This window comes from Hominimerdicola alba 8 (genome assembly GCF_000178155.2).
Lineage (GTDB): Bacteria > Bacillota > Clostridia > Oscillospirales > Ruminococcaceae > Hominimerdicola > Hominimerdicola alba_C.
Genome location: NZ_ADKM02000032.1, coordinates 54,151 through 63,601 on the forward strand (window position 1 = coordinate 54,151; position 9,451 = coordinate 63,601).

8 protein-coding genes and 1 tRNA gene are annotated in these 9,451 nt (G+C 49.6%); all 9 read left to right on the plus strand.

The window, feature by feature from the left end:
• The first annotated feature begins 113 nt into the window (after positions 1 to 113).
• The 9 genes from CUS_RS03185 (at position 114) to CUS_RS03225 (ending at position 9,361) form a co-directional block, all read left to right on the plus strand.
• Positions 114 to 2,399 carry a Tex family protein gene (locus CUS_RS03185; RefSeq protein ID WP_004167407.1) on the plus strand — a complete coding sequence of 762 codons (2,286 nt, stop codon included), beginning with the start codon at positions 114 to 116 and terminating at the stop codon, positions 2,397 to 2,399.
• Positions 2,400 to 2,659: 260 nt separating this feature from the next.
• A complete protein-coding gene (locus CUS_RS03190) occupies positions 2,660 to 3,655 on the plus strand; it encodes a hypothetical protein (protein ID WP_004167403.1) in 996 nt (331 codons plus the stop codon).
• A gap of 132 nt (positions 3,656 to 3,787) precedes the next feature.
• Positions 3,788 to 4,405: a hypothetical protein gene (locus CUS_RS03195; protein WP_004167446.1), complete on the plus strand. Its 618-nt coding sequence runs from the start codon at positions 3,788 to 3,790 to the stop codon at positions 4,403 to 4,405.
• Positions 4,406 to 4,417: 12 nt separating this feature from the next.
• On the plus strand, positions 4,418 to 5,725 hold the full coding sequence (locus CUS_RS03200) for a glutamine synthetase family protein (RefSeq protein ID WP_004167416.1): 1,308 nt from the start codon (positions 4,418 to 4,420) through the stop codon (positions 5,723 to 5,725).
• 32 nt (positions 5,726 to 5,757) lie between these two features.
• Positions 5,758 to 6,312 carry a hypothetical protein gene (locus CUS_RS03205; RefSeq protein ID WP_004167439.1) on the plus strand — a complete coding sequence of 185 codons (555 nt, stop codon included), beginning with the start codon at positions 5,758 to 5,760 and terminating at the stop codon, positions 6,310 to 6,312.
• A gap of 252 nt (positions 6,313 to 6,564) precedes the next feature.
• The gene (locus tag CUS_RS03210) at positions 6,565 to 7,137 is read left to right on the plus strand and encodes an ANTAR domain-containing response regulator (RefSeq protein WP_004167411.1); all 573 of its coding nucleotides are present in this window, start codon (positions 6,565 to 6,567) and stop codon (positions 7,135 to 7,137) included.
• A gap of 458 nt (positions 7,138 to 7,595) precedes the next feature.
• Complete coding sequence (fba, locus tag CUS_RS03215; RefSeq protein WP_004167406.1) at positions 7,596 to 8,471, plus strand: class II fructose-1,6-bisphosphate aldolase; 876 nt, start codon at positions 7,596 to 7,598, stop codon at positions 8,469 to 8,471.
• Between the two features lie 104 nt (positions 8,472 to 8,575).
• The gene (locus CUS_RS03220) at positions 8,576 to 9,094 is read left to right on the plus strand and encodes a QueT transporter family protein (protein ID WP_002847480.1); all 519 of its coding nucleotides are present in this window, start codon (positions 8,576 to 8,578) and stop codon (positions 9,092 to 9,094) included.
• Positions 9,095 to 9,277: 183 nt separating this feature from the next.
• A tRNA-Leu gene (locus CUS_RS03225) sits at positions 9,278 to 9,361 on the plus strand.
• Positions 9,362 to 9,451 lie beyond the last annotated feature (90 nt).

Sequence of the window (9,451 nt, forward strand, 5' to 3'; positions counted from 1 at the left end):
TTTCCGCCCGATGGGAGTGCTTTTTTTGCTTGCAAAATTCGTGAAGATATGTTATAATAAAACTTCATAAGGATAATATCTGCTTGTAAAAACAGTAAAAGGAGAGTAAGATAATGGAAATAAACAAAATGCTCGCGCAGGAATTCAGCATAAGACAGGAACAGGTAGACAATACCGTTGCACTGCTGGACGAGGGCATGACTATACCTTTCGTTGCGCGTTACCGTAAAGAAGAAACAGGTTCGCTGGACGACCAGGTAATTCGTGAACTGTTCGACAGACTGACCTATCTGCGCAATCTCGAAAAGCGTAAGGAAGAAGTTTCAAACACCATCACCGAACAGGGCAAGATGACAGATGATATAGCCGCCGCCATCGAAAAAGCTGTTACACTGGTGGAGGTAGAAGATATATACAGACCCTACAAGCCAAAGAGAAAGACCCGCGCTTCGGTTGCGAGGGAGAAGGGTCTTGAACCGCTGGCTGAACTTATCATGGCTCAGGCTGAAAATACCGACCCCAACGCCGAAGCTGAGGCTTTCATCAGCGAAGAAAAGGGCGTTGAAGATGCCGCCGCCGCTGTACAGGGCGCTATGGATATAATCGCGGAAGATGTTTCCGATAACGCAGAACTGAGAAAGAAACTGCGTGAAGCCTATAACAAGTCGGGCAAGATATCTTCTTCTGCCGCCGCTGAAGACGCAGATGTGGTGTACAAGAATTACTTCGAGTACAGCGAGGGCGTGGAGAAGACCGCAGGTCACCGTGTACTGGCACTGGACAGAGGTGAGAAGGAGGGCGCGCTGAAAGTCAGCATAAGCGTCCCCGAAGGTATGGGCGAAGAGATATGCAAGGCGCAGTATGTGCAGAATGACTCTGCCTGCGGCAAACTGGTCGCGGCGGCGTGTGAGGACAGCTTCACAAGACTTATCGCCCCCAGTGTTGAGCGCGAGATAAGGGCTGAACTTTCGCAGAACGCGCAGGAAGGTGCTATAAAGGTGTTCTCCTCGAACCTGCGTCAGCTTCTCATGGCACCTCCTGTCAAGAATACCGTCACTCTCGGTCTTGACCCGGGATATGCTCACGGCTGTAAGTGCGCAGTGGTCGATGAAACAGGCAAGGTGCTGGATACCACCATCGTTTATCTTACCCAGAGCGAACGCCGCAGGGAAGAAGCTAAAAAACAGCTCAGCGGCATGATAAAGAAGTACAATGTCACCACCATAGCGATAGGCAACGGCACAGCTTCCCGCGAAACCGAAGAGTTCACCGCAGATATGATACGCGGCATGGAGGGCGGTGTCAGCTACATGGTGGTATCCGAAGCGGGCGCATCGGTCTACTCGGCTTCTAAGCTGGCGGCGGAAGAGTTCCCCGATTACGATGTTTCGCTGAGGTCTGCGGTGTCCATCGCAAGGCGTTTGCAGGACCCTCTGGCAGAACTGGTAAAGATCGACCCTAAGGCGATAGGTGTCGGTCAGTATCAGCATGATATGCCTAAGGCACGCATGGACGATGCCCTCAAGGGAGTTGTCGAGGACTGCGTTAACTCGGTGGGCGTTGATGTCAATACCGCGTCATATTCACTGCTTTCATATATAGCAGGCATAAACTCGGCAGTTGCTAAGAATATCGTGCTCTACCGTGAAGAGAACGGCGCTTTCACCGACAGGAAACAGCTTCTCAAGGTAAAGAAGCTGGGCGCTAAGGCTTACGAGCAGTGTGCAGGCTTCCTGCGTGTGCCCGAAGCTAAGAATCCCTTCGATAATACAGGCATTCACCCTGAAAGCTATGCGGCGGCTAAGGCTCTGCTGGATAAGTGCGGAATAGATGAAAGTGAAGTCGGCAACACCGAAAAACTCACCGAAGCCATGAAAAATATTGACCTTTCAGCGCTGGCTAAAGAGCTTGACACAGGTCTGCCCACACTGACAGATATCGTCAAGGAACTGGAAAAGCCGGGTCGTGACCCCCGTGACGAACTGCCTCCTCCCCTTATGAGAAGCGGCGATGTCATGGAACTCAAAGACCTCACACCGGGCATGGAACTGATGGGCACTGTAAGAAATGTCATCGACTTCGGCGCATTTGTTGATATCGGTGTGCATGAGGACGGTCTTGTGCATATCTCGCAGATAAGCGACAAGTTCATCAAACACCCGCTGGAGGTCGTAAAAGTCGGTGATGTGGTAAAGGTGTGGGTGCTTGATGTAGATATGGAACGCGGCAGAGTTTCGCTGACCATGCTCGACCCCTCAAAGCCCGCAGCACCCAAGCCCGAAAGAAAGCGCGGCGGCAAGGATAAGAAAAAACAGCAGAACAAGCGCGATAACAGGAATATCAGCGAATCGCTCGGCTCAAATCTCGGCGGCATACAGATAAGGCGCAGAAAAAGCTGATAAACCTACAGCGCGGATATCTGTCCGTACATACATGCTTTCCCGCGCGCCCGTATGCGCGCGGATAAGTGTATTTTGTTGTACTCTTTTGCGAAAATCGCTCGAAAATAAACTTAAATTTGTGTGATATGACGTTCTGTTAAAAAATTAAGATTTTTTTGTTAAAAACAGTTGATTTTTGCGGAGATTTGTGCTATCATTATTATATGCCTCTGCGGGGGCTGTTTTTTGAGTATCTAATTGAGGGGAATGGTTATATAATGAAAACAAAAAAATGTCCGTACTGCGGCAAAGAGCTGTCGGGCGAGGCGGTGCTGTGCAAGTACTGCCATAATCTTCTTATAGATGAGGAAGGCAATATGACATCTTCTGAGGCTGATGACGGCATGACCAAAGTGTTCAGCACTTCCGGTGATGACGACAAGACCAAGCGCTTCAAGCTGCCTGACACCGATGATGATGAAAATGGCACTGTGATCGCTGATGCGGGCGCTGATGATGTCTTTTCGGGCAGCGGCTTCGATGATTATGATGATGACGATTATCCCGATGATGACGGATATGACTATGACACTGAGGACGATGAGAATGCTGCGAGAAAGCGCCTGTTCATCATTACGGCAGTCATAACGATATGTATACTGATAGTTGTTATCGCAGCTATACTGATAGGTATGAGGCTCTTCGGCAAAAAGGGCGGCGAAAACAAGACAAACAGCGCGGTAGCAGCACAGCCTGCTGCAAGTCAGGCGGCAGAAGAAAGTGTGGCTGAAACAGAGGAACAGTCCGAGCAGGTACAGCCTACCGAGAGCGCGGCATTGCCTGTACAGACCGAGCCGACATCGGCTGCTGAAAGTGCGGCAAACGGCGAGAGCGGCAGTGAAACAGAGTCGCAGAGCGATGTTAATACAAATTCGCAGAGGTCTGTAGATACCCCTGAGTCATCGGCGGCTGAAAGCGACAGCAGCGCAGTCAACTACGCTGACCCGAACCTTTCCAGCGCGGCAGCTGACAGCAGTTCGTCTTCACAGGCTGATGATGACAGCAGTGCGGCTGAGGTAGATATCTCTGATCTGGAAAGTGTAGTACGTGATGCAGTTGCAGGTGACATCAATGGCGAGATCACAGGCAGCCAGTTCAGAACAGAAGATGGCGACTATGCTTACTACTACTTCTTCACAGAAAACGGCGCACATGGTTACAGTGTTGCTTACAACACCGCAACAGGCACATATATCTGCGAGCAGAACTACTAATTGATAACACACAGGCAACGGCGCTGAAAAATGGGGTCGTTGTCTGTTTTTTTGCTCTTGAATTGTGTGAGGAAATGTGTTATAATTGTTTTGATATAGGTCAAAGCAAATAAATATTGAAAGAAGAATAAGATGGAAAACAAAACGCTTACTGGGAAGATAGCACTTCACCCGAAGCTGTGGGCTGCGGCGGCAGCACTGGCGGCTATGGCGTGTATAGTCAGCGGGGCGCTGGGGCTTGTTATACGGACGGAAGTTGTGATAAAAGAACTGGCTGATGCTCCCCATTACGGGCATGTCAGCTGTCAGGCAGTAGGGCGTGACAAGGACGCAGATTTTGAACTGCGAAACACCTTCTGCCGCTTCATACCGACAGGCAAAGAGTATTACTGCCGCGTGCAGACCGCTGAGGGCGTATCGGTGTACCTGCGGACTGACAAGGACTTCGGTGAGAAACTGCCCGTGAATGCTGAGGGGCGCGCGGCTCGTTTCAGCAAAAGGGAACAGGCACAGCTGCGTGAAAATCTCGCGCTGGACGATGTATACTTCATCGATACCATATCCGACAGGCTGTACCTGCTTCGCATACTGGCAGGGGTGCTGCTGCTGGCAGATGTTGTGCTGGGCGCTTTGATGATAAAAGATAAGATATCCGCCGAGAGCAGTATATATAAGACGGCAAATATCGTTTTCTGCACACTGCCCGTAGCGGCGCTGCTGCTGGGGATACATCTGATGGGGTTCGTATAGGAGGTTACAAAAATGAAATATACCGAAAGGGAAGTTCTCCAGTTTGTGGAGGAGAACGATGTCAAGTTTATCAAGCTGATGTTCTGCGATATCTTCGGGGCGCTGAAAAGTGTATCTGTGCCCGCATCGGAACTGAGCGGGATATTTGCAAAGGGGCTGCTGTTCGATGCGTCAAAACTCAGCGGTTTTATGAATTTTTCAAGCACCGATCTGATCCTATTTCCCGACCCTGATACGCTGGCGCTGCTCCCCTGGCGACCTCAGCAGGGCAGGGTGGTGAGGTTTTTCTGCACGATAAAGTATACCGACGGCACTGTGTTTGAGGGCGACGGCAGAACGTTCCTCAGAAATGCAGTTGAATATGCGCGGGGCAAGGGCTATAATTTCCAGATAGGTACTTCCTGTGAGTTCTACGTGTTCGAGAAGAACGACAACGGACATATCACCAAGATACCCCACGATTATGCAGGCTACTGCGACATAGCCCCCGCAGACAAGGGCGAGAACCTGCGCCGCGATATCTGCCTGACGCTGGAACAGATGGATATCTACCCCGAAAGTTCGCGCCATGAGAGCGGTCCCGGACAGAATGAGATAGATTTCCAGTACTCGAATGCCCTTAACGCCGCCGACAATCTGGTGACTTTCAAGAATGTCGTAAAATCGGTGGCAGACAGAAACGGACTTTACGCAACATTCATGCCCAAACCTCTCTGTGACAGACCGGGTTCGGGACTGCATATAATGCTTTTCTGCATGAAAGGCACCGAGAATATCTTCAAGCCGCGCCTTGATGAACTGGGGCATGAAGCAAAGTCGATGATAGCAGGCATTCTCGAAAGGGTGCGTGAGATAACGCTGTTCCTCAATTCAACGGCAAGTTCCTACAGCAGACTTGGCAATTCACGCGCACCTAAATATATCACATGGTCGCATGAGAACTTTGCACAGCTGATAAGGGTGCCGATGATAAACACAGACGAGAACGCCATGATACTGCGTTCGCCTGATAACACCTGCAACCCCTATTTCGCACTGGGTCTGATAATCTACGCGGCGCTTGAGGGTGCGCTGTCGGGGGCGGAACTCTGCTCTGCGACCAACCTTTCGCCCGATAATATTGCCGAACTGACCGAGCGTCTGCCCGCTACTCTTGATGAGGCTATCGAAGCTGCAAGATCGAGCAGTTTTCTGGCTGACAGACTGCCTGAGAACCTTATCGAGCATGTGCTGAACGAGAAGAGCCGCGAAGCCAAAGAATACGCCGAGTGTGAAGATAAAGAGATGTTTGAAACGGTGAGATATTTCTACACGCTGTAATATAGAGAAAAAAGCGGGAACAGGAGATAAAGATGGGTTTTAACAATATGACAAAAACTGCGAAGATACGCAGTATCGTTTTTCTGGCGGTATCGGCGCTGGTGGCGCTGATCGGCGTTAATATGGTGGAGGTCTGCCGCGATGCGCAGATAGAACTTGCCATTAAAGACCCGAGCGATAAGGTGATAGTTGACGGTGCAGACTTCACGCTGTTTTTCGTAAGCGGTGTGGGCATACTGAACGGCTTTATGACTTTGGTGATACTGGTGGCATGTATCGGCGCGATGCTGTTGATAGGTCTTGTGGCGGCGCTTCTGCTGAGGTTCATAGCACTGCGCAAGTCGTGGACTGTTGATGATGGCGAGTATAAATTCTGTGTATGGGGCTTCAGGCTGATAGCGGCGGCAGGCTTCATCATCGCGCTGATAGTTACAAAGCTGGGCATGGTGCTGAGCATAGCGGCTATGGTGCTTCTGCCTCTGCTGTTTATCAGGCTCATATACCTGACTGCCCTGAAAAAGCGCTCCGTGACGGGTGCGCAGGGGCATTTCGTGCAGGGCACTCAGCAGGACTTTACACAGCTGTGACGGCGAAAAAGCAGGCGGCGGTTCGTTTATAACGGGGAAGTCTGCTGCCGGTACGCAAGGGTCGGGGACTGTCATAGTGTAGTGATATACTCGGCGGACAAGAAACTGCGCATTGAAGAACCGTTTGTTGATACAGAAGTCAGCATCACCCCGCAGACGGTCAGGGAGATACCGGATAAACATTTCAGATGACCGCTTTTGGGATAGTCATAAAAGATCAAGGGCGCACAGCCCTTAAAGGAGGGAAAAGTTTTGGACAGGATACTGATAGCCGCAGGCTCGGACAAGCACGTTTCGGCGCTTATAAATCAGCTGAAAGAGATTTTTCCCGGAGTGAAGTTCTCAAGCGTTTCCACAGGGCGCGATGCAAGGCGGCTCGTGGCAGAACAGGATATCGATATGCTGGTGGTCAGCTGTCCTCTGCCCGATGAAAACGGCACTGAACTGGCAGAATTTACATATTCATCGTCAGATGCTATGTGCGTACTGCTGATAAAGAGCGAGATATCCGATGAAATGGCTGACAAGGTGGAAGATTACGGCGCACTGGTCATCTCAAAACCGCTCAACCGCGAGATCTTCTACCGCGCCATGAGGTTCGCCGCCGCCGCAAGAAAACGAATGCTGGGCATACGTTCCGAAAACATAAAGCTACAGAAAAAACTGGAGGAGATACGCCTTGTAAACCGCGCAAAACTGGCGCTGATGCAGTATCTCGGCTTCACCGAACAGCAGGCGCACCGCTACATCGAAAAACAGGCGATGGACCTGCGCTGTACCAAGCTGGAAGTCGCGCGAAAGGTCATTAAGATGTATGAAGTTTAATTCACAATTCATAATTCATAATTCATAATTATTGACAGTGGCGCGGGTTAGGTTATTGCTTTGAAGCGCATTACTTCCCCCATGACCCTTCGGTGTTTTTTATTCTTGGGGATAAAGTCAGCTATTATATGCTGAATATGTTCCTTGCAAAGCAGTGATCTGCTGAATTCTATAGCAATCCAACTATTTAAATTCACAAAATCCAGTCGCAAAAGCTCGGATCTATGGATTTTGTGACTGGATTTTGTCTGAATTTTAAGGCGGATTGCTATAAATAGGCTGTGTGTTCAGTGATACACAGCCTGTTTTGAAATGTGATGATTAGTTACGACTAACTGTGTTAATAAAATGTATACAGAATGTTAAATCCGACAAATCCACTTGAAATTTGTACCGATATGATGTATAATTAAATGTGGCAAATGCTTTTATTTTTTCAAAATATGGAGGTATTCAAAATGTTAGTTAATGCTAAGGAAATGCTGGATAAGGCTCGCGCAGGCAAGTATGCCGTAGGTCAGTTCAACATCAACAACCTGGAGTGGACAAAGGCTGTTCTGCTGACCGCTCAGGAGCTGAATTCGCCTGTTATTCTCGGTGTATCTGAGGGCGCAGGCAAGTACATGACAGGCTTTGAGACCGTTGCTGCTATGGTAGCTGCTATGGACAAGAGTCTGGGTATCACTGTTCCTGTTGCACTGCACCTCGATCACGGCACTTACGAGGGCTGCTACAAGTGCATCAAGGCAGGCTTCACTTCCATCATGTTTGATGGTTCTCACTTCCCGATCGAGGAGAACGTTGCTAAGACTACTGAGCTGGTAAACGTTGCTCACGGCATGGGCATGTCCATCGAGGCTGAGGTAGGCGCTATCGGCGGCGAAGAGGACGGCGTTATCGGCAAGGGCGAGTGCGCAGATCCCGCTGAGTGCGAGATGATCGCTAAGCTGGGCGTTGACTTCCTGGCAGCAGGTATCGGCAACATTCACGGCGTATATCCCGACAACTGGGAAGGTCTGAGCTTTGAAACTCTGGACGCTATCAACAAGAAGCTGACAGGTTCTATCGGTGAAGTTCCTCTGGTTCTTCACGGCGGTACAGGTATCCCCGATGACCAGATCAAGAAGGCTATCTCGCTGGGCGTTGCAAAGATCAACGTTAACACCGAGTGCCAGCTGGTATTCGCTGATGCTACAAGAAGCTACATTGAGGCAGGCAAGGACAAGCAGGGCAAGGGCTTTGACCCAAGAAAGCTGCTGGCTCCCGGCTTCGAGGCTATCAAGGCAAAGGTCAAGGAGAAGATGGAGCTGTTCGGTTCTGTTGGCAAGGCTTGATCTCATAAGCTGTTTGATTTGATCACAGGTGACAGCCTGCCGCGAAAGATCGGCAGGCTGTACTTTTTAATATGACAGGCTGACTGTCACGGGGAGGTTCGGCTATGGAAATGGTGAACTCACGCAGGATAACGAATATCGGTGTGATGACTGCGCTCTATGCGGCGCTGACTATGGTCTGTTCGCCGTTGGCGTACAACGATATACAGTTCCGCTTTTCAGAACTGCTTATGCTGTTCTGCTGTTTCAATAAGGATTACATACTTTCAGTTACGCTGGGGTGCTGTATCGTGAATATCTGGAGCCCGCTGGGGTTCGTTGATGTTGGCTTCGGCACAGCTGCCACACTTATCGCGGCACTGCTGATGTATCTGCTGCGTAACAAAGTCAATCTGTTTGTGGCATCTTTCTTTCCGGTCGTGACGAACGGCTTTATCATAGCGGCAGAACTTAAGATAGTGCAAGGGCTTCCCTATTGGGGCTGCGTTGGCAGTGTTGCTTTTGGCGAATTTATCTGCGTGAGCATTATAGGTGTGCCTATCGTCCGTTCGATGACCAAAAACAGGAGTTTTATGAAGCTGATAATGACGGGCACAGATATGAAGTCAGCCAAAGATAGATGATAAACGCCCCCCTTTTCTGCCATTGCAGATGAGAGGGGCGCTTTTGTCAGATAAACGGTCGTTATATCGGTAAATCAATTCACCAAAGGTTTACTAATCAAAGAAGAAAACCTCTTGACAATCGGGTAAAGCTGTGATATAATATTATATGTTGTGAGGAACACAACAAACAAAATAAAGTATGCAGGTATGGCGGAATTGGCAGACGCGCTAGCTTCAGGTGCTAGTGGGGGCAACCCCGTGGAGGTTCAAGTCCTCTTACCTGCACTTTTTTATTTTTCTCTTTCTGTGAAAACAGAGGGAGATATTTTTTTATGCTCTTTAAAATTCTGCAAAAACGAGCCGCCCGCAGTTTTT

Excerpts from the sequence above, each read along its gene's own strand:
- CUS_RS03195 (WP_004167446.1), top strand. The coding sequence starts at position 3,788 with ATGGAAAACAAAACGCTTACTGGGAAGATAGCACTTCACCCGAAGCTG.
- CUS_RS03190 (WP_004167403.1), top strand. The coding sequence starts at position 2,660 with ATGAAAACAAAAAAATGTCCGTACTGCGGCAAAGAGCTGTCGGGCGAG.
- CUS_RS03205 (WP_004167439.1), top strand. The coding sequence starts at position 5,758 with ATGGGTTTTAACAATATGACAAAAACTGCGAAGATACGCAGTATCGTT.
- CUS_RS03200 (WP_004167416.1), top strand. The coding sequence starts at position 4,418 with ATGAAATATACCGAAAGGGAAGTTCTCCAGTTTGTGGAGGAGAACGAT.
- CUS_RS03185 (WP_004167407.1), top strand. The coding sequence starts at position 114 with ATGGAAATAAACAAAATGCTCGCGCAGGAATTCAGCATAAGACAGGAA.
- CUS_RS03220 (WP_002847480.1), top strand. The coding sequence starts at position 8,576 with ATGGAAATGGTGAACTCACGCAGGATAACGAATATCGGTGTGATGACT.
- fba (WP_004167406.1), top strand. The coding sequence starts at position 7,596 with ATGTTAGTTAATGCTAAGGAAATGCTGGATAAGGCTCGCGCAGGCAAG.